The sequence below is a fragment of the Vibrio vulnificus NBRC 15645 = ATCC 27562 genome, assembly GCF_002224265.1.
Classification (GTDB): domain Bacteria; phylum Pseudomonadota; class Gammaproteobacteria; order Enterobacterales; family Vibrionaceae; genus Vibrio; species Vibrio vulnificus.
Window position 1 is genome coordinate 725,494 of sequence record NZ_CP012881.1, and the last position, 17,975, is coordinate 743,468.

Sequence of the window (17,975 nt, forward strand, 5' to 3'; positions counted from 1 at the left end):
AACCCTGAGGTTTCCACCGTGCCTGATATGAAGCTATTTGCTGGTAACGCAACACCTGAACTAGCCCAACGTATTGCTGATCGTCTCTACATCTCTCTTGGTGATGCCACTGTTTCTCGTTTCTCTGACGGTGAAGTAGCGGTACAAATCAACGAAAATGTACGTGGTAGTGACGTTTTCATTATTCAATCAACCTGTGCGCCGACCAACGACAACCTAATGGAGCTGGTCGTAATGATTGATGCAATGCGCCGCGCTTCAGCGGGCCGTATTACAGCAGTTATTCCTTACTTTGGTTACGCTCGTCAAGACCGCCGCGTGCGTTCAGCGCGTGTGCCAATCACTGCAAAAGTAGTCGCAGACTTCCTTTCAAACGTGGGTGTTGACCGCGTTCTGACGATTGACCTACACGCAGAGCAAATTCAAGGCTTCTTCGATGTGCCAGTAGACAACATCTTCGGTACACCAGTGCTTCTTGAAGATATGCACGCGCGTGGCCTAGAAGATCCTGTTGTTGTATCTCCAGACCTTGGTGGTGTTGTTCGTGCTCGAGCAACGGCAAAAGCGCTCGGTGATATCGACATCGCTATCGTCGATAAGCGTCGTCCACGTGCCAACGTTTCTGAAGTGATGAACCTTATCGGTGATGTTGAAGGTCGTGACTGTGTGATCGTGGATGACATGATCGACACTGGCGGCACACTATGTAAGGCAGCAGAAGCACTAAAAGAACGTGGTGCAAAACGTGTATTTGCTTACGCAACTCACGCCGTGTTCTCAGGCAACGCAGCGAAAAACATTAAAAACTCTGTGCTTGACCAAGTGATCGTCACTGACTCAATCACGTTGAGCAAAGAGATGGCCGCAACCGGTAAAGTGACTCAACTAACTCTATCTGGCATGTTGGCTGAAGCGATTCGTCGTATCAGCAACGAAGAGTCTATCTCTGCGATGTTTAACTAATCACCCTTTTCGATTAGTCCAATTTTAGAACACCCCTTGATTGGGGTGTTTTTATTTGCGATAGGCTTAGCCTCGCCCATCGTTACTTTTCTGTGCTATCATACCGCGCTTTTGAAGATTCCAAAGAGATCCTAACCTTGAGTCAACAGATCAAACTTCTTGTCGGCCTTGCTAATCCTGGGCCTGAATATGCCAAAACTCGCCACAATGCGGGCGCTTGGGTAGTAGAAGAACTGGCACGCGTTCACAACATTACGCTAAAGAATGAAGCAAAGTTCTATGGCTTAACAGGACGTATTGTGATGAATGGTCAGGAACTGCGTTTACTGATTCCTACTACTTTTATGAACCTTTCTGGCAAAGCCATTGCCGCATTGGCAAAGTTTTATCAGATTCAACCAGAAGAGATCATGGTCGCGCATGACGAGCTGGATCTTCCTCCTGGTATCGCAAAGTTCAAAAAAGGTGGTGGCCATGGTGGCCACAATGGGTTGCGAGATACCATTAGTAAACTGGGCAACAATAAAGAATTCTACCGTCTACGGATCGGCATTGGCCATCCTGGACACAAAGATAAAGTAGCGGGTTTTGTACTGGGTAAAGCACCTGCCAGTGAACAATCCTTACTCGACGCTAGCGTCGACGAATCTGTTCGCTGCTTGGATATTTTGATCAAAGATGGTCTATCCAAAGCACAAAACCGCCTCCACACGTTCAAAGCTGAATAAGGTTACAATCATGGGTTTTAAATGTGGCATCGTTGGCTTGCCAAACGTTGGTAAATCAACTCTGTTTAACGCACTGACTAAAGCGGGTATTGAAGCCGCTAACTTCCCGTTCTGTACAATCGAACCAAACACTGGCGTGGTACCAGTGCCAGATTTGCGTTTAGACGAATTGGCAAAAATCGTAAACCCACAACGTATTCTGCCAACAACGATGGAATTCGTTGACATTGCAGGTCTAGTAGCTGGCGCATCTCGCGGCGAAGGTCTGGGCAACAAATTCCTAGCCAACATCCGTGAAACGGACGCAATTGGTCACGTAGTTCGTTGTTTTGAAAACGAAAATATTGTTCACGTTGCAGGCAAAGTCTCTCCAATCGAAGATATTGAAGTGATCAATCTTGAACTTGCCATGGCTGACCTTGATTCTTGCGAGCGCGCCATTCAGCGCCAAGCGAAGAAAGCAAAAGGCGGCGATAAAGACGCCAAATTCGAACTGACTGTTCTAGAAAAGCTGCTTCCTGTCCTCACTGAAGGTGGCTCTGCACGTACTGTAGAACTGTCTAAAGAAGAACTTGCCGCCGTTGGTTACCTAAACTTCCTAACACTGAAGCCAACCATGTACATCGCTAACGTGAATGAAGATGGCTTCGAAAACAACCCATACCTAGACGCCGTTCGCGAGTTTGCAGCGAAAGAGAACAACGTGGTTGTTCCAGTTTGTGCCGCTATCGAATCAGAGATGGCTGAGCTCGAAGACGACGAGCGTGCAGAATTCCTAGCGGATATGGGCATTGAAGAGCCGGGTCTAAACCGCGTTATCCGTGCAGGTTACGAATTGCTGAGCCTACACACTTACTTTACTGCGGGTGTGAAAGAAGTTCGTGCATGGACGATCCCTATCGGTGCGACTGCACCAAAGGCTGCAGGTAAGATCCACACCGATTTTGAGAAAGGCTTCATCCGTGCAGAAGTTATTGCCTACGATGATTTCATTCAATTTAAAGGTGAAAACGGAGCAAAAGACGCAGGTAAGTGGCGTCTAGAAGGCAAAGAGTACATCGTTAAAGATGGCGATGTGGTTCATTTCCGTTTCAACGTTTAATTATTTGTTTAAACTTTAAACAACTCAATCGAATACAAAGCCAGCCAGATCGCTGGCTTTTTTATTGGCTGAGAAAAAAGTTCACATTAAGTTATTCAAACCAAGTCAATTTGTTAGCACTTTTCGATCACAAACACGCCTCTTTGTTTAAAAAGAAAGCGAACGATTTATTTGTCCCGATTTATTTAAAAAAACTGTTGACGGTTGTGACGCAACTCCTCATAATGCGCCCCGTTCCCAACGAGACAGCGATGAAACGAAAGGAACAGAAAACATGGTTTTGGCTACGTAGCTCAGCTGGTTAGAGCACATCACTCATAATGATGGGGTCACAGGTTCGAATCCCGTCGTAGCCACCATCCCTAAGAACTTTTTTAAAGAGTTATTAGGAATAGTTGCGGAAGTGGCGAAATTGGTAGACGCACCAGATTTAGGTTCTGGCGCCGCGAGGTGTGAGAGTTCGAGTCTCTCCTTCCGCACCATGTTTCAGTAGGTCTATCGCCAAGCGGTAAGGCAGCGGCTTTTGATGCCGCCATTCCCTGGTTCGAATCCAGGTAGACCTGCCAACTATTTAAGTGAAAACCTTTCATAAAGGGGTTGTCACTGAGAGAGAGAATAGTTATATTGTCTCGCTCCAAAAGATGGCTACGTAGCTCAGCTGGTTAGAGCACATCACTCATAATGATGGGGTCACAGGTTCGAATCCCGTCGTAGCCACCATTCCTAAACATTCTCTTCACTGAGAGCTTTTAGGAATAAATAATGCGGAAGTGGCGAAATTGGTAGACGCACCAGATTTAGGTTCTGGCGCCGCAAGGTGTGAGAGTTCGAGTCTCTCCTTCCGCACCATGATTTAAGTTTCTAGTCGATGATTAGAAACGGATAGTGAAAGCTATCAACTGCAGGTCTATCGCCAAGCGGTAAGGCAGCGGCTTTTGATGCCGCCATTCCCTGGTTCGAATCCAGGTAGACCTGCCACTATTTAGCTATTGAGATGATTATCTTAATTAGCAGACAATTTATGCGGAAGTGGCGAAATTGGTAGACGCACCAGATTTAGGTTCTGGCGCCGCGAGGTGTGAGAGTTCGAGTCTCTCCTTCCGCACCATAAATTGTTGTGGCTACGTAGCTCAGCTGGTTAGAGCACATCACTCATAATGATGGGGTCACAGGTTCGAATCCCGTCGTAGCCACCATTCCTAAACATTCTCTCCATTGAGAGTTTTTAGGAATAAATAATGCGGAAGTGGCGAAATTGGTAGACGCACCAGATTTAGGTTCTGGCGCCGCAAGGTGTGAGAGTTCGAGTCTCTCCTTCCGCACCATGATTTAAGTTTCTAATCAATGGTTAGAAACCGATAGCGTAAGCTGTCAGCTGTAGGTCTATCGCCAAGCGGTAAGGCAGCGGCTTTTGATGCCGCCATTCCCTGGTTCGAATCCAGGTAGACCTGCCACTATTTAGCTATTAAGACAATGTCTTGATGCATGAAAATTCGATGCGGAAGTGGCGAAATTGGTAGACGCACCAGATTTAGGTTCTGGCGCCGCGAGGTGTGAGAGTTCGAGTCTCTCCTTCCGCACCATCGAATTTCTTTTCTAAGCGAACACTTAGAAAACGATAGCAAAGCTGTCATCTGTAGGTCTATCGCCAAGCGGTAAGGCAGCGGCTTTTGATGCCGCCATTCCCTGGTTCGAATCCAGGTAGACCTGCCACTAATTCGTTATTAAGACTCTGTTTTGATAACAACACAAATCGATGCGGAAGTGGCGAAATTGGTAGACGCACCAGATTTAGGTTCTGGCGCCGCGAGGTGTGAGAGTTCGAGTCTCTCCTTCCGCACCATCGATTTGAATTCTAAGCAATGACTTAGAAAACACGATAGCAATGCTGTCATCTGCAGGTCTATCGCCAAGCGGTAAGGCAGCGGCTTTTGATGCCGCCATTCCCTGGTTCGAATCCAGGTAGACCTGCCACTATTTAGCTATTAAGACGTTGTCTTGAAAGCACACAATTTGATGCGGAAGTGGCGAAATTGGTAGACGCACCAGATTTAGGTTCTGGCGCCGCGAGGTGTGAGAGTTCGAGTCTCTCCTTCCGCACCATCATTGAACAAACCCAGCTTAGGCTGGGTTTTGTTTTATCTGACGTTCTTATATTCATTGCATTGTTCATTGTTTGTGAAAACAAAAAAAAGCGAACTCGATGAGTCCGCTTTCCTTTCCTGATACAAACGCTCGTTTATTAGCCCACTCTCAATGCCATCACATTCCTAGCGCATATTTCAACACTTGATGTTTGATAGGCCCGGAGTGCTCAGCCAACTTGAGGGCTGCGTTACGAACCAATTTTAATGGGGTGATGTCATTGCTAAAACCTTTGTAGAACAGATCCATCCCAGTTTGCATTAGCAAGTTGTCCGCATAGCGTGCTTTCTGATAGGCCGCTTGTTGAGCCACTGTCAAAGGTTGGTTTTCCGTTACCTTAAGTAACGCTTCAACGTCTTTAAAACCAAGATTAACCCCTTGACCCGCTAATGGGTTGATCGTGTGGGCTGCGTCACCAAGCAACACACAATTTTGTTGATAATAGACTTGTGCGTGTCGTCGGGTTAATGGAAAAGAATCCCAGTACAACACGTCAAACTCTCCCAGTTCATCTGGGAAATGACGGATAATTTCCTGTTTCAGCTTTTCTGCGCTCATGGCTGACAACTCACGAATACGCTTGGGTGAATCGTACCAAACCAAAGAACCTTGCTGGCCTTTCAATGGCAAAAAAGATCGTGGGCCAGTTGGAGTAAATTGCTGCCAAGTGATCGCCTGTTGCGCAGATTTCGTCGCAATATTGATCAACATACAATGTTGACGATAATCCCATGCGGTAATGCCAATGCCAGCCAACTCACGCACCTGAGAGTTGGCACCATCTGCGCCAATAACCCAAGAGGCTTCAATTTCTAAACCACTCTCGAGCGTCAACTTGTTGAACTCATCGAACTCAAGGCGCTTAAGTTTATCTGGGCATTGCAGAGTCAAATTCGGGTACTGAGCAAACTCTTGCCACAGCCCCAATTGAATTAGACGGTTCTCCACTATGTAACCAAGCTGTTCCAAATTAAGTTCATCGCTGTGAAAACGTGTACGACATTCTGGGTGCTCCCAGGTTTCTAACCGTTTGTAGGGACAAACTCGAGTTGCTTGAATATGTTGCCAGGCTCCTAGCGATTCCAGTAAGCGTACAGAGTTGTGAGAAATGGCGGAAACTCGAATGTCCATCGGTTGGCTTGCTTCAAACGCTTTCGGTTCAAACCCTTCTATCACGACGACTTTTCGGCCTTGTTTGGCAAATCCGATGGCCACAGCCGCGCCTACCATACCGCCACCGACGACGGCAATGTCGTATTTATTCATCTTGTACTCTTGATCAACTTGATTCTAATACGGTTTTGCATTGTACGTTTTACTGGCAAGTTTGCGAAACACTTTGTCCCTATCAAGCGGCTTAGGTCACTGAGTTTCCATCGACAAAAACCTTAAAAAACCAAGGCGAAATACCTGACAAGACCCTAGATAAAATCAGGCTTTGCGAAGAATTCACCAGATCACTAGTCAGTAGGTTTTTAAAGCAGTACAATACGCCGCTTACCGCCGTGAGGGCGGCTATACTTTGAACAATTTGTTCAACGAATTTTTAGTATTAACACGAGCGAAAGTGAGATGAGTAAGAAACTGCTAATTAAAACCTGGGGTTGCCAGATGAACGAATACGATTCATCGAAAATGGCGGATCTGCTGAACGCAGCAAATGGCTACGAATTGACAGAAGAACCAGAAGAAGCAGATGTTCTATTACTTAACACCTGTTCGATCCGTGAAAAGGCGCAAGAAAAAGTGTTCCACCAGCTTGGCCGTTGGAAAACACTCAAAGATAAAAAGCCAGGCGTCGTGATCGGTGTTGGTGGTTGTGTAGCAACACAAGAAGGTGATCACATTCGTGATCGTGCACCTTTTGTTGACGTTATTTTTGGCCCGCAAACCTTGCACCGTCTTCCTGAAATGATCAAACAGTCACAAAGTGAAGATGCACCTGTGATGGACATTTCATTCCCAGAAATCGAGAAGTTTGACAGTCTGCCAGAACCGCGTGCAGAAGGCGCAACCGCATTCGTTTCAATCATGGAAGGCTGTTCTAAGTACTGTACTTACTGCGTGGTACCTTACACTCGTGGTGAAGAAGTCAGCCGCCCAATGGACGATGTGCTTTACGAAATCGCGCAACTTGCCGAGCAAGGTGTTCGCGAAGTCAACCTACTAGGCCAAAACGTAAACGCATACCGTGGCCCAATGCACGATGGTGAAATCTGTTCTTTTGCAGAACTGCTTCGCCTTGTTGCGTCTATCGATGGTATTGACCGTATTCGCTTTACCACCAGCCACCCACTTGAGTTCACCGATGATATCATCGCTGTCTACGAAGATACGCCAGAGCTGGTGAGCTTCCTTCATCTACCAGTACAAAGTGGTAGCGATCGCATTCTGACGATGATGAAGCGTCCTCACACTGGCATTGAATACAAGTCGATCATTCGTAAACTGCGTAAAGCGCGTCCTGATATCCAAATCAGTTCTGATTTTATTGTTGGCTTCCCAGGTGAAACCGACAAAGATTTCCAAGACACCATGAAACTGATCAAAGATGTCGACTTTGACATGAGCTTCAGCTTCATCTTCTCGCCTCGCCCTGGTACTCCTGCGGCAGATTACCCATGTGATCTTTCAGAAGAGACGAAGAAAGAACGCTTGTACGAACTGCAACAACAAATCAACGCACAAGCCATGCGTTACTCTCGCCTAATGCTTGGCACTGAGCAGCGTGTTCTGGTTGAAGGCCCTTCTAAGAAGAACTTGATGGAGCTACGTGCTCGTACAGAAAACAACCGTGTAGTAAACTTTGAAGGTAGCGCAGATCTGATTGGTCAGTTCGTTGATGTGAAAATTACCGATGTATTTGCGAACTCACTGCGTGGTGAGATTGTACGTACTGAAAAAGATATGGACCTACGTAGCGTGATTTCGCCAACACAAATGATGGCCAAAACACGCCGCGAAGATGAGCTAGGTGTAGCGACATTTACGCCATAAGCTCGTATTAATCGCCATTGAGAGCCTGGTTGTTATCAGGCTCTCGTTAAGTGGCAGACAATGAGAGGCAACATTGAGCAATAAAATCGTCACTCTAGAGATTAACCTAGAACCCTCCGATAACCGCCGTCTTGCAAGCTTGTGCGGTCCTTTTGATGACAATATCAAACACTTAGAACGTCGACTCGGCGTTGAAATCAGTTACCGTGGCAACTTTTTTACCATCGTTGGTAAACCCCACACATCCGCTGCCGCGCTCGATATCATTAAAACGCTTTACGTTGAAACCGCGACAGTTCGCGGCCAAATTAAAGACGTTGAACCTGAAGATATCCACCTTGCGATCAAAGAATCTGGTGTGCTTGAACAAAACCAAGAATCGGCCATCGCGCATGGTAAAGAAGTGTTTGTTAAAACCAAAAAAGGGGTGATCAAACCTCGCACGCCGAATCAGGCGCAATACTTGGTCAATATGGTCACGCACGACATCACTTTCGGTATTGGTCCTGCTGGTACGGGTAAAACCTATCTTGCAGTTGCTGCAGCTGTCGATGCGCTAGAGCGTCAAGAGATCCGCCGTATTCTACTCACTCGTCCTGCGGTTGAAGCGGGTGAAAAGCTTGGTTTTCTACCGGGTGATTTGAGTCAGAAAGTCGATCCTTATTTACGCCCGCTTTACGATGCATTGTTTGAAATGCTCGGTTTTGAACGGGTTGAAAAGCTGATTGAGCGTAACGTCATCGAAGTGGCACCACTGGCCTACATGCGTGGTCGCACACTCAACGATGCCTTCATCATTCTCGATGAGAGCCAAAACACCACAGTAGAACAGATGAAAATGTTCCTGACCCGTATCGGCTTTAACTCTCGCGCCGTGATCACAGGGGATGTCACGCAGATTGACTTACCTCGCGGTGCAAAATCTGGCCTTCGTCATGCCATCGAAGTGCTCAATGAAGTGGAAGAGATCAGCTTTAACTTCTTCCAATCTGATGACGTCGTTCGCCACCCAGTCGTCGCGCGCATCGTCAATGCCTACGAGAAGTGGGAAGCGCAAGACCAAAAAGAGCGTAAAGAGTTTGAACAACGTCGCCGAGAAGAACGCGATGCCAAACTGCTTGAAGCCGCGAAAGCCGAGCTTTCTGCACAAATCAGCGCGGATAAGGAAACCACACATGGCAATTGAACTGGATCTGCAACTTGCGGTCGAAGATCAAAACGGCCTCCCCAGTGTGCAAGATTTCCAAACCTGGCTGGACAAGACCATTCCGCAGTTTCAGCCACAGGCAGAAGTCACGATTCGCATCGTTGATAGCCAAGAGAGCCATCAGCTGAATCACGATTATCGTGGTAAAGATAAGCCCACTAACGTGCTTTCTTTTCCGTTTGAAGCGCCTCCTGGGATGGAAATGGATTTGTTGGGTGATTTGGTTATTTGTCGCCAAGTGGTTGAACAAGAAGCCATAGAGCAAGACAAACCCCTGATGGCACATTGGGCGCATATGGTTGTACATGGTAGCTTGCATCTGTTAGGTTATGACCATATTGAGGACGACGAAGCTGAAGAGATGGAGTCCCTCGAAACAGAAATCATGCAGGGTATGGGATTTACTGACCCATACTTAGCGGAGAAAGAGTGAGCATTCGATACGCACTAGCGCATTGAATGCCAAACGTGAGCTATCACACTTCTGATAGCGTTACTTATTAGAGAAACAATGAACGACGACAATTCTCAAAATTCCGACGGTCCGAGTAGAAAGTCCTTCTTCGGACGCCTGGGTCAATTATTTCAGGGTGAGCCTAAAGATCGCCAAGAGTTAGTGGATGTTATCCGAGATTCTGAAGTAAATGACCTGATTGACCATGACACTCGCGACATGCTCGAAGGTGTGATGGAAATTGCTGAAATGCGCGTTAGGGACATCATGATCCCTCGCTCGCAAATGGTCACCATCGAGAGAAAAGATAATCTCGATTCACTTATCGCACTGATCACTGATGCGCAACACTCGCGCTACCCAGTGATCAGTGAAGATAAAGACCATGTAGAAGGCATCCTACTTGCGAAGGACTTACTCAAATACTTAGGCTCAGACAGTGCTCCATTTGATATCGAAGAGGTTATCCGCCCTGCGGTCGTGGTTCCTGAAAGTAAGCGAGTCGATCGCCTACTGAAGGAGTTCCGCCAAGAACGTTATCACATGGCCATTGTTGTTGATGAATTTGGTGGCGTCTCCGGCCTTGTCACCATCGAAGATATTCTTGAAGAAATTGTTGGGGATATCGAAGATGAATTCGACGAAGAGGAAGATGCCGATATTCGTAAACTCAGCAAGCATACTTACGCGGTCAAAGCATTGACCACCATTGAAGAGTTTAACGAAACCTTTGGCAGTCGTTTTAGCGATGAAGAAGTGGATACCGTGGGTGGTTTGGTGATGACAGCCTTTGGTCACCTACCCACTCGTGGCGAGATCGTAGAAATTGATGGTTTCAATTTCAAAGTGACCGCCGCCGATAACCGTCGAGTTATCCAGTTACAAGTCACCGTACCTGACTCGGTTTCTGTTGCAGAAACCACTCCTGAGTAACGATAACCGCCTCTGCAAAGAGGCATATCAGACGAACGATAGATGAAAAATACCCTATTTCATCGCCTCAAGCGGCCCATCGTGGCCGCTTTTGTTGGCGCTCTCACTACGCTTGCCTTTGCACCTTACCAAATTTGGTTGGTTGCGCTTATTACACCAGCCCTGTTGCTTATCCTTATCCATGGTCAATCACGTCGACAAGCCCTGTGGACGGGGTACGCGTGGGGATTCGGCCAGTTTGCCTCTGGCATTAGCTGGGTCTACGTCAGTATCGCTGGCTTTGGTGGCATGCCTCTGGCAGCGAACCTCTTTTTGATGGGGGCACTCATCGCCTATCTGGCCATCTACCCTGCACTCTTCACTTGGAGCTACCAACGCTTTTTTGCCAAAGCAACCTTGCTCAACTTGTTGCTCGCGGCGCCAGCCCTGTGGTTAATAGCCGACTGGCTGCGTGGCTGGGTGATGACAGGCTTCCCTTGGCTGTGGCTCGGTTACAGCCAAATCGATTCACCTCTGGCGAGTTTCGCTCCGATTGGTGGTGTTGAGCTGCTTACGCTACTGCTTCTGGTCGGAGCCGGAGCGATCGCCTATGCGGTGATTCATAAACGTTGGTCGATGCTACTCATCCCGACGGTGTTACTCAGCACGGGTTATGGCTTATCACGCTGGGACTGGGTCACACCGCAACCGGACAAAGCCACCAAAGTGGCGCTTATCCAAGGCAATGTCGACCAAAACTTAAAATGGTTACCCAGCCAACGCTGGCCAACCATTATGAAGTACACCGATTTAAGCCGTGAAAACTGGGACGCCGATATTATTATTTGGCCAGAAGCCGCTATTCCAGCGTTTGAAGTCGAGTTGCCCTCCTATCTGAGTAATTTGGACAGTGCGGCAAAAATGAATCAAAGCGCGATCATCAGTGGCATTGTCAATCAAGCCGAAGATGGTCAGTTTTACAACAGCATTCTTGCCGTCGGTATGACGCCTTATGGGGATTACTCTTTTGATCTCACTGAGCGTTATCATAAGCATCACCTGCTGCCGTTCGGTGAATTTGTCCCGTTTGAGCAAATTTTGCGTCCATTAGCACCGTTTTTTAATTTGCCCATGTCATCGTTCAGTCGTGGTGATTTTGTGCAGCCTAATATCGTGGCAAATGGCCATCCAATGGCGCCAGCGCTGTGTTACGAAATCATCTTTAACGAGCAAGTAAGACAAAACGTTACCGACGACACCGATTTCCTTTTAACCCTGTCTAACGACGCTTGGTTTGGTCGTTCGATTGGCCCCTTGCAACACATGGAAATCGCGCGTATGCGTGCTCTAGAGCTGGGCAAACCGCTGATTCGCTCTACCAATAATGGTTTAACGGCGGTGACTGATCATAGAGGTAAAATTATCGCCTCTATTCCACAGTTTGAAACGGCAGTGCTGCGGGCAGAGCTTACGCCGACCCAAGGACAAACGCCCTATCATCAACTAGGCAGTTGGCCACTCTACATATGGGTAGCCTTGTCGCTCGCTCTCGCATGGTGGCGAAAACGCCGCACGAGTGCTTAGCGGCAAAGCCGATGGAGAAAATCCGTTGCGAAAAGCGCAAGCACAGATAGACAAAAACAAAAGGTACGCACTGGCGTACCTTTTCTGTTTCTCACGTGAGCAAAAAGGGTGTGATTACGGTTTCAACGCTTGGCGGCTAAAGCCCTTATGACCGCATTTGATGCAAGGAATAATCACGGTTGGATGATTGTAGGAGGTTTTATGGCCACAATCATCACACACCAACACACCAAGCCCTATCACTTCTCCCGCTTCGTAGAGGCCTTGATGTTCAAGATCTTCAAACAGTTCAACCCATTCCACTTTGGTTCTGTCAGTAATTTCGAGCAAACCTTGCCAAATAGAATCGGCGATGGTGAGGTAAAATGGTCCACTTTTGCTCTCTTCATAGTTGTCAGCAAACTCTTTCAAGTCCGCTTTTACATACGCAGAGATCAACGCCAACTCATCTTTAGTCATATCATTCGCCGCTGATATCACCTTGCCAGACGTTTCTAGGACGTTGTTTACTTCATCTGGGCTATGTTTGAGTGTCTCGATGACATCTTCCAACATTTCTTCATAACCGGATTTACGTTTCGGCATGGCAGTCCTCCATCTGTAAAGATTGGCTATTGTTGTGCACGGTACCTTTAGGTATTCTATGACGATCTATTTCAATCTGTTCTAACCGAACTCACAAATTCCAAGATAACCGGATACCATCGATGCAAGAACAATATAATCCACAAGATATTGAACAGAAAGTTCAACAGCACTGGGACAACAACAAAACATTTGTTGTGACTGAAGATCCAACCAAAGAGAAGTTCTACTGCCTCTCTATGTTCCCATACCCAAGTGGTCGACTGCACATGGGTCACGTGCGTAACTACACCATCGGTGACGTAGTATCTCGTTTCCAACGCCTACAAGGCAAAAACGTCATGCAGCCAATCGGCTGGGACGCATTCGGTCTACCTGCAGAAAACGCAGCGGTGAAAAACAACACGGCGCCTGCTCCTTGGACTTATGAAAACATCGAATACATGAAGAACCAACTTAAGCTTCTTGGCTTTGGTTACGACTGGAACCGTGAATTCGCCACTTGTACCCCTGAGTACTACCGTTGGGAACAAGAGTTCTTCACTAAGCTTTACCAGAAAGGTTTGGTTTACAAGAAGACCTCTTCTGTTAACTGGTGTCCAAACGATCAAACTGTTCTTGCAAACGAACAGGTTGAAGACGGCTGCTGCTGGCGTTGTGACACACCTGTAGAGCAAAAAGAAATTCCTCAGTGGTTCATCAAAATCACAGAATACGCTCAAGAACTGCTTGACGATCTAGACAAGCTTGAAGGTTGGCCAGAAATGGTGAAAACCATGCAACGCAACTGGATTGGTCGTTCTGAAGGTGTGGAACTCAAGTTTGAAGTAAAAGGTCAACAAGACCTAGAAGTGTACACCACTCGTCCAGACACACTCATGGGTGTGACTTATGTCGGTATCGCAGCAGGTCACCCTCTAGCGAAAATTGCGGCTGAGAGCAACCCTGAGCTGGCTGCGTTCATCGAAGAATGTAAGAACACCAAAGTCGCTGAAGCTGAACTTGCGACCATGGAGAAGAAAGGTATGGCGACGGGCCTTACTGCTATTCATCCATTAAACGGCCGTGAAGTGCCAGTGTACGTCGCTAACTTCGTATTGATGGATTACGGCACAGGCGCTGTCATGGCAGTACCGGCACACGACCAACGTGACTTCGAGTTCGCCACTAAGTACGGCCTAGACATCATTCCGGTAATCAAGCCAATTGATGGCAGCGAGCTAGACATCTCTGAAGCGGCCTACACAGAGAAAGGCGTGCTGTTCGATTCAGGTGAGTTCGATGGCCTAGAATTCCAAGCGGCGTTCGATGCCATCGCAGCCAAGCTAGAAGCAGAAGGCAAAGGCACTAAGACCGTTAACTTCCGTCTACGTGACTGGGGTGTCTCTCGTCAACGTTACTGGGGTGCTCCAATCCCAATGGTCACCACTGAAGACGGTGAAGTTCACCCAGTACCCGCAGACCAACTACCCGTGATTCTACCAGAAGACGTGGTCATGGACGGCGTAACGAGCCCAATCAAAGCCGACAAAGAGTGGGCGAAGACAACCTTCAACGGCGAACCTGCTCTACGTGAGACCGACACCTTCGATACGTTCATGGAGTCTTCTTGGTACTACGCACGTTACTGTTCACCACAAGCTGACGACATCCTAGATCCAGAAAAAGCCAACTACTGGCTACCGGTAGACCAATACATCGGCGGTATTGAGCACGCGTGTATGCACCTACTGTACTCTCGCTTCTTCCACAAACTGCTACGTGATGCGGGCTACGTTACGTCTGACGAGCCGTTCAAGCAACTACTGTGTCAAGGCATGGTACTGGCAGATGCCTTCTACTACACCAACGATAAAGGTGGCAAAGAGTGGGTATCACCAACGGAAGTGAAAGTTGAGCGCGATGGCAAAGGTCGCATCACTTCAGCTGTCGACAACGAAGGCCGTAGCGTCGAACACTCAGGCATGATCAAAATGTCTAAGTCGAAAAACAACGGTATCGATCCACAAGAGATGGTCGACAAATACGGCGCAGACACGGTGCGTCTATTCATGATGTTCGCATCTCCAGCAGACATGACACTCGAGTGGCAAGAGTCTGGCGTAGAAGGGGCTAACCGCTTCCTAAAACGTGTTTGGAAACTAGTGAACGAGCACACATCAAAAGGCGCAGCGGAAGCAGTCGATGCCGCAGCACTCTCTGGTGATCAAAAAGCACTTCGTCGTGACGTTCACAAAACCATCGCCAAAGTAACCGATGACGTTGCGCGTCGTCAGACGTTCAACACCGCGATCGCTGCGGTCATGGAGTTGATGAACAAGCTGGCGAAAGCGCCACAAGAATCTGCACAAGATCGTGCGATCCTTGACGAAGCGCTAAAAGCGGTTGTTGCGATGCTGTACCCAATCACTCCGCATATCTGTTTCGAAATGTGGGCGGCACTTGGCCAGCAAGACATCGACAACGCATCTTGGCCAACTTACGATGAGAAAGCTCTGGTTGAAGACGAAAAACTGATTGTTGTTCAGGTAAACGGCAAAGTCCGCGGTAAAATCACCGTTGCTGCAGACGCAACCAAAGAGCAAGTTGAAGAAATCGGTCTTAACGAAGAAAACGTCTCTAAACACCTAGACGGCGTGACTATCCGTAAAGTGATTTACGTACCAGGCAAACTATTGAGCATCGTGGCGAACTGATCACGATCTCAAGAGAGAAAAACCACCGGATGAGGCGAACCAACGCGCTTCATCTTGGTCAAAGTTTGGGGTAGCTCGCCTACCCCTACTTATCTAAAATCATTAGCACAGAGTGATTTTAGATAAGTCTAATCGTCGCGCGGCTCGCGGTAGCCCGTTTTCTGAACATCAAGAAGAGCATCTCAATGCGTTTTACGTCCGTGTTTAAATTCTCATCCATTTTGGTTCTATCAGCCATGTTGTCTGCATGTGGTTTTCATTTACGTGGTGAGTACTCCGTTCCTGAAGAGCTAAGCACACTCTCGTTTACCAGCTACGATGATTACAGCCCGCTCACTCGTTCAGTGAAAGCGCAATTGATTCTGAATAAAGTCAATCTCGTCGCTCCCGCTGAAACAGTTCCAAACCTATATTTGATTGGCGAGAACATCTCAGAGCGCACTTTATCGCTTTACCAAAACAGCCGTGCCGCTGAAAAAGAGCTGACTTACGTCGTGAGCTACCGAGTTACCGTGCCCGATCTCGGCACTCAAAGCTTCCAAACCACCGTCAATCGCAACTACCTCGATAACCCGCTGACAGCGCTGGCAAAATCGGTGGAACGTGAAGTTATCGAGGATGAAATGCGCAACCAAGCGGCCAGTCAAATGATGCGTCAACTAGGTCGCCTTCGAGCGGAGTACGAGGAACAAACCGTCAACTCAAGTAATCAGTAATTATGCGAATTTTTGCCGATAACCTTGCTCAGCAATTGACGAAAGAACTCAAACCGGTCTATTTGATTTTCGGGAACGAACCGCTACTGATCCAAGAAAGCCGCTCTGCTATTCAAAAAGCGGCGTTTCAACAAGGTTTTGAAGAGCGTCATCGCTTTGCCGTGGATGCAAGCTTAGACTGGAATCAAGTCTATGACTGCTGCCAAGCTCTGAGTCTTTTTTCCAGCCGCCAGCTGATTGAACTTGAACTGCCAGAAAGTGGCGTCAACGCTTCCATCGCTAACGAGTTGCTTTCTGTCGCTCAGATGCTGCATGCCGATATCATGTTAGTCGTCATTGGTAGCAAACTCACCAAAGCGCAAGAAAACGCAAAATGGTTCAAAACATTGAGCCAGCAAGGCCACTGGATCAGTTGTCTAACACCCGATAATCAACGCCTGCCACAGTTTGTATTAAATCGCTGCCGCCAGCTGAATTTAAAACCAGACCAACAAGCGGTACAAATGCTAGCGCAATGGCATGAAGGCAATCTGTTTGCCCTTTCTCAAAGTCTTGAGAAACTGGCACTGCTCTATCCAGACGGCGAGCTCAACTTGATTCGCTTGGAGGAATCCCTCAGCCGACATAATCACTTTACTGTTTTTCACTGGATTGACGCACTATTGGAAGGAAAAGCCAACCGCTGCCAAAAAATCTTGCGTCAACTTGAAGCAGAAGACATTGAAGCGATTATTTTGTTGCGTTCATTGCAAAAAGAACTGCTATTGCTTTTACAAATGCAGCAACAACTGCAGCAAAGCTCTATGATGCAAGTGTTCGAAAAGCACCGAATTTGGCAAAACAAGAAACCGCTCTACACTGCGGCTTTAACTCGACTCAAGAGCACTAAGCTGAGACAACTGCTCACCTTGCTTGCCAAGGCAGAAATTCTGGCCAAAACCCAGTATGAGCAACCGGTATGGCCAATTCTGCAGCAATTAAGCGTCGAGATGTCTCTCCCTGACGTAGAGTTAGCTTTTAAAAGTTAAAAGCGTGCTATATTGCGCGCGCATGTAAAACAGAGAACAACACCGAGGAAATATTCGTGCTTCGCGAAGAACTAAAAGACTTTTTGGCTGATAAAGCCGACGATATGAAAGCAGAAAACATCGTAATTCTGAACGTGGAAGACAAATCCAGCGTGACGGATTATATGATCATCTGCACTGGCACATCGAAACGTCATGTTGCATCGATTGCTGATCACGTCGCTGATGAAGTAAAAAAAGTAGGCCTTCAGCCATTAGGCATGGAAGGTGAAAACGAAGGCGAATGGGTAGTGCTGGATATGGGTGATGCGATGCTACACGTAATGCAAGAAGAACACCGCCAGCTATACCAACTCGAAAAACTTTGGGGTTAATGGTTTGAAAATTCAGTTGATCGCCGTTGGCACAAAAATGCCAAAGTGGGTTGAAGAAGGTTTTCAAGAATATCGCCGTCGTTTCCCACACGATATGCCACTAGAGCTCATTGAGATCACGGCGGGTAAACGAGGCAAAAACGCAGATATCGCCCGCATTTTACAAAAAGAAGGCGAAGCGATGTTGGCCGCCATTCCCAAAGGCAATCGCATTGTCACACTCGATATTCCAGGAAAGAAATGGGATACCCCAGAGTTGGCACAACAGCTTGAAGCGTGGAAATTGGATGGTCGAGATGTCTCAATCTTGATTGGTGGCCCAGAAGGATTAGCACCGGCATGCAAAGCCGCTGCTGAGCAAAGTTGGTCTCTTTCAGCGCTCACCTTACCTCACCCGTTAGTGCGCATTGTGATGGCCGAGAGTTTATATCGTGCGTGGAGTATCACCACGAATCACCCTTATCATCGAGAATAAGTTCAGCCC

At 47.5% G+C, this 17,975-nt stretch carries 15 protein-coding genes and 15 tRNA genes; 28 read left to right on the forward strand and 2 right to left on the reverse strand.

The features are described from left to right. The first annotated feature begins 18 nt into the window (after positions 1-18). From AOT11_RS03220 to AOT11_RS03310, 18 genes are all read left to right on the forward strand, one after another. Positions 19-963 carry a ribose-phosphate pyrophosphokinase gene (locus AOT11_RS03220; RefSeq protein WP_011078371.1) on the forward strand — a complete coding sequence of 315 codons (945 nt, stop codon included), beginning with the start codon at positions 19-21 and terminating at the stop codon, positions 961-963. 137 nt (positions 964-1,100) lie between these two features. Next, positions 1,101-1,691 carry an aminoacyl-tRNA hydrolase gene (pth, locus tag AOT11_RS03225; protein ID WP_026050435.1) on the forward strand — a complete coding sequence of 197 codons (591 nt, stop codon included), beginning with the start codon at positions 1,101-1,103 and terminating at the stop codon, positions 1,689-1,691. 10 nt (positions 1,692-1,701) lie between these two features. Next, complete coding sequence (ychF, locus tag AOT11_RS03230) at positions 1,702-2,793, forward strand: redox-regulated ATPase YchF (protein ID WP_011149723.1); 1,092 nt, start codon at positions 1,702-1,704, stop codon at positions 2,791-2,793. Between the two features lie 282 nt (positions 2,794-3,075). Further along, a tRNA-Met gene (locus AOT11_RS03240) sits at positions 3,076-3,152 on the forward strand. A 38-nt stretch (positions 3,153-3,190) separates the two neighbouring features. After that, positions 3,191-3,275, forward strand: a tRNA-Leu gene (locus AOT11_RS03245). 9 nt (positions 3,276-3,284) lie between these two features. Next, positions 3,285-3,359 (forward strand) — tRNA-Gln (locus AOT11_RS03250). Between the two features lie 77 nt (positions 3,360-3,436). Continuing rightward, positions 3,437-3,513: transfer RNA gene (locus AOT11_RS03255), tRNA-Met, on the forward strand. 44 nt (positions 3,514-3,557) lie between these two features. Next, positions 3,558-3,642: transfer RNA gene (locus tag AOT11_RS03260), tRNA-Leu, on the forward strand. A gap of 54 nt (positions 3,643-3,696) precedes the next feature. Then, positions 3,697-3,771, forward strand: a tRNA-Gln gene (locus AOT11_RS03265). Positions 3,772-3,816: 45 nt separating this feature from the next. Further along, positions 3,817-3,901, forward strand: a tRNA-Leu gene (locus AOT11_RS03270). 11 nt (positions 3,902-3,912) lie between these two features. After that, positions 3,913-3,989, forward strand: a tRNA-Met gene (locus tag AOT11_RS03275). Between the two features lie 44 nt (positions 3,990-4,033). Next, a tRNA-Leu gene (locus tag AOT11_RS03280) sits at positions 4,034-4,118 on the forward strand. A gap of 54 nt (positions 4,119-4,172) precedes the next feature. Next, positions 4,173-4,247, forward strand: a tRNA-Gln gene (locus AOT11_RS03285). 44 nt (positions 4,248-4,291) lie between these two features. Then, positions 4,292-4,376 (forward strand) — tRNA-Leu (locus AOT11_RS03290). 55 nt (positions 4,377-4,431) lie between these two features. Continuing rightward, positions 4,432-4,506: transfer RNA gene (locus tag AOT11_RS03295), tRNA-Gln, on the forward strand. Positions 4,507-4,551: 45 nt separating this feature from the next. Next, positions 4,552-4,636 (forward strand) — tRNA-Leu (locus tag AOT11_RS03300). A 56-nt stretch (positions 4,637-4,692) separates the two neighbouring features. Continuing rightward, positions 4,693-4,767, forward strand: a tRNA-Gln gene (locus tag AOT11_RS03305). Between the two features lie 44 nt (positions 4,768-4,811). Beyond that, positions 4,812-4,896 (forward strand) — tRNA-Leu (locus AOT11_RS03310). 159 nt (positions 4,897-5,055) lie between these two features. On the opposite strand, the gene AOT11_RS03315 is transcribed toward AOT11_RS03310, so the two are convergent. Next, positions 5,056-6,204 (reverse strand): 2-octaprenyl-3-methyl-6-methoxy-1,4-benzoquinol hydroxylase, encoded by a 1,149-nt coding sequence (locus AOT11_RS03315; protein WP_026050434.1) that lies wholly within the window; start codon positions 6,202-6,204, stop codon positions 5,056-5,058. A gap of 306 nt (positions 6,205-6,510) precedes the next feature. Between AOT11_RS03315 and miaB the strand changes: the two genes are divergently transcribed. The 5 genes from miaB to lnt all read left to right on the forward strand — a co-directional run bounded on the left by miaB (position 6,511) and on the right by lnt (position 12,092). Then, the gene (miaB, locus tag AOT11_RS03320; protein WP_017420895.1) at positions 6,511-7,935 is read left to right on the forward strand and encodes a tRNA (N6-isopentenyl adenosine(37)-C2)-methylthiotransferase MiaB; all 1,425 of its coding nucleotides are present in this window, start codon (positions 6,511-6,513) and stop codon (positions 7,933-7,935) included. A 73-nt stretch (positions 7,936-8,008) separates the two neighbouring features. Then, positions 8,009-9,121, forward strand: coding sequence for a PhoH family protein (locus tag AOT11_RS03325; RefSeq protein ID WP_011149715.1), 1,113 nt, complete (start codon positions 8,009-8,011; stop codon positions 9,119-9,121). After that, the gene (gene ybeY, locus AOT11_RS03330; RefSeq protein ID WP_017420894.1) at positions 9,111-9,575 is read left to right on the forward strand and encodes an rRNA maturation RNase YbeY; all 465 of its coding nucleotides are present in this window, start codon (positions 9,111-9,113) and stop codon (positions 9,573-9,575) included. The genes AOT11_RS03325 and ybeY overlap by 11 nt, the downstream gene beginning before the upstream one ends. Before the next feature lie 78 nt (positions 9,576-9,653). Beyond that, a complete protein-coding gene (corC, locus tag AOT11_RS03335) occupies positions 9,654-10,529 on the forward strand; it encodes a CNNM family magnesium/cobalt transport protein CorC (protein WP_017420893.1) in 876 nt (291 codons plus the stop codon). Between the two features lie 42 nt (positions 10,530-10,571). After that, positions 10,572-12,092 (forward strand): apolipoprotein N-acyltransferase, encoded by a 1,521-nt coding sequence (gene lnt / locus AOT11_RS03340; RefSeq protein ID WP_017420892.1) that lies wholly within the window; start codon positions 10,572-10,574, stop codon positions 12,090-12,092. Positions 12,093-12,206: 114 nt separating this feature from the next. On the opposite strand, the gene AOT11_RS03345 is transcribed toward lnt, so the two are convergent. Continuing rightward, on the reverse strand, positions 12,207-12,677 hold the full coding sequence (locus AOT11_RS03345) for a zinc ribbon-containing protein (RefSeq protein WP_017420891.1): 471 nt from the start codon (positions 12,675-12,677) through the stop codon (positions 12,207-12,209). Positions 12,678-12,799: 122 nt separating this feature from the next. Here AOT11_RS03345 and leuS point away from each other — a divergent pair, with 122 nt between their 5' ends. The 5 genes from leuS to rlmH all read left to right on the forward strand — a co-directional run bounded on the left by leuS (position 12,800) and on the right by rlmH (position 17,966). Continuing rightward, the gene (gene leuS, locus AOT11_RS03350) at positions 12,800-15,373 is read left to right on the forward strand and encodes a leucine--tRNA ligase (protein ID WP_017420890.1); all 2,574 of its coding nucleotides are present in this window, start codon (positions 12,800-12,802) and stop codon (positions 15,371-15,373) included. Between the two features lie 185 nt (positions 15,374-15,558). Continuing rightward, entirely contained in the window at positions 15,559-16,089 is a 531-nt protein-coding gene (locus AOT11_RS03355) for an LPS-assembly lipoprotein LptE (RefSeq protein WP_017420889.1), read from the forward strand. A gap of 2 nt (positions 16,090-16,091) precedes the next feature. Beyond that, on the forward strand, positions 16,092-17,117 hold the full coding sequence (gene holA, locus AOT11_RS03360) for a DNA polymerase III subunit delta (RefSeq protein WP_017420888.1): 1,026 nt from the start codon (positions 16,092-16,094) through the stop codon (positions 17,115-17,117). 56 nt (positions 17,118-17,173) lie between these two features. Further along, positions 17,174-17,491, forward strand: coding sequence for a ribosome silencing factor (gene rsfS, locus AOT11_RS03365; protein ID WP_017420887.1), 318 nt, complete (start codon positions 17,174-17,176; stop codon positions 17,489-17,491). Positions 17,492-17,495: 4 nt separating this feature from the next. Then, complete coding sequence (rlmH, locus tag AOT11_RS03370; protein WP_011078385.1) at positions 17,496-17,966, forward strand: 23S rRNA (pseudouridine(1915)-N(3))-methyltransferase RlmH; 471 nt, start codon at positions 17,496-17,498, stop codon at positions 17,964-17,966. The last annotated feature ends 9 nt before the right edge of the window (positions 17,967-17,975 follow it).

Excerpts from the sequence above, each read along its gene's own strand:
- ychF (WP_011149723.1), top strand. The coding sequence starts at position 1,702 with ATGGGTTTTAAATGTGGCATCGTTGGCTTGCCAAACGTTGGTAAATCA.
- AOT11_RS03315 (WP_026050434.1), bottom strand. The coding sequence starts at position 6,204 with ATGAATAAATACGACATTGCCGTCGTCGGTGGCGGTATGGTAGGCGCG.
- miaB (WP_017420895.1), top strand. The coding sequence starts at position 6,511 with ATGAGTAAGAAACTGCTAATTAAAACCTGGGGTTGCCAGATGAACGAA.
- ybeY (WP_017420894.1), top strand. The coding sequence starts at position 9,111 with ATGGCAATTGAACTGGATCTGCAACTTGCGGTCGAAGATCAAAACGGC.
- corC (WP_017420893.1), top strand. The coding sequence starts at position 9,654 with ATGAACGACGACAATTCTCAAAATTCCGACGGTCCGAGTAGAAAGTCC.
- lnt (WP_017420892.1), top strand. The coding sequence starts at position 10,572 with ATGAAAAATACCCTATTTCATCGCCTCAAGCGGCCCATCGTGGCCGCT.
- AOT11_RS03345 (WP_017420891.1), bottom strand. The coding sequence starts at position 12,677 with ATGCCGAAACGTAAATCCGGTTATGAAGAAATGTTGGAAGATGTCATC.
- leuS (WP_017420890.1), top strand. The coding sequence starts at position 12,800 with ATGCAAGAACAATATAATCCACAAGATATTGAACAGAAAGTTCAACAG.
- AOT11_RS03355 (WP_017420889.1), top strand. The coding sequence starts at position 15,559 with ATGCGTTTTACGTCCGTGTTTAAATTCTCATCCATTTTGGTTCTATCA.
- holA (WP_017420888.1), top strand. The coding sequence starts at position 16,092 with ATGCGAATTTTTGCCGATAACCTTGCTCAGCAATTGACGAAAGAACTC.